Source organism: Streptomyces sp. WM4235 (genome assembly GCF_001279725.1).
Classification (GTDB): Bacteria; Actinomycetota; Actinomycetes; order Streptomycetales; family Streptomycetaceae; genus Streptomyces.
This window is the reverse complement of sequence record NZ_LGDE01000279.1, coordinates 1-473: the sequence shown is the minus strand read 5'-3', so window position 1 is coordinate 473 and position 473 is coordinate 1. Positions and strand designations below refer to the sequence as shown.

The 473-nt window shown below is 70.6% G+C and carries 1 protein-coding gene; it reads right to left on the bottom strand.

The genetic code is table 11. The annotated features are described in order from the left end of the window. Window positions 1–473: biotin/lipoyl-containing protein (locus tag ADK55_RS19375; RefSeq protein WP_159041476.1), on the bottom strand; the 473-nt coding region annotated here is incomplete at both ends.

The following is a 473-nucleotide window of genomic DNA, read 5'->3' as shown; positions in this document are numbered from 1 at the left end:
CCGGAGGTGAGGGACGCGCCGACTTCGGCCTTGAGGCCGACGATGGTGCCGGAGCGGTGTGCGTTGAGGGGCTGTTCCATCTTCATGGCCTCGAGAACGACGATCAGGTCGCCTTCGTTGACCTGCTGGCCTTCCTCGACGGCGATCTTGACGATGGTTCCCTGCATGGGGGAGGCCAGGGTGTCGCCGGAGGCGGCCGGGCCGGACTTCTTGGCGGCGCGGCGCTTGGGCTTGGCGCCGCCGGCGGCGGCGGTGCGGGCCAGGGTCATGCCCAGCGAGGACGGGAGGGAGACCTCCAGTCGCTTGCCGCCGACCTCGACGACGACGGTCTCGCGGCCGGGCTCGTCCTCGGCGTCCTCCGCGGCGGGGGCCACGAACGCCTTGATGTCGTTGACGAACTCGGTTTCGATCCAGCGGGTGTGGACCGTGAAGGGTCCTTCGGTGGGGGCGAAGGCGGGGTCGGTGACGACGGC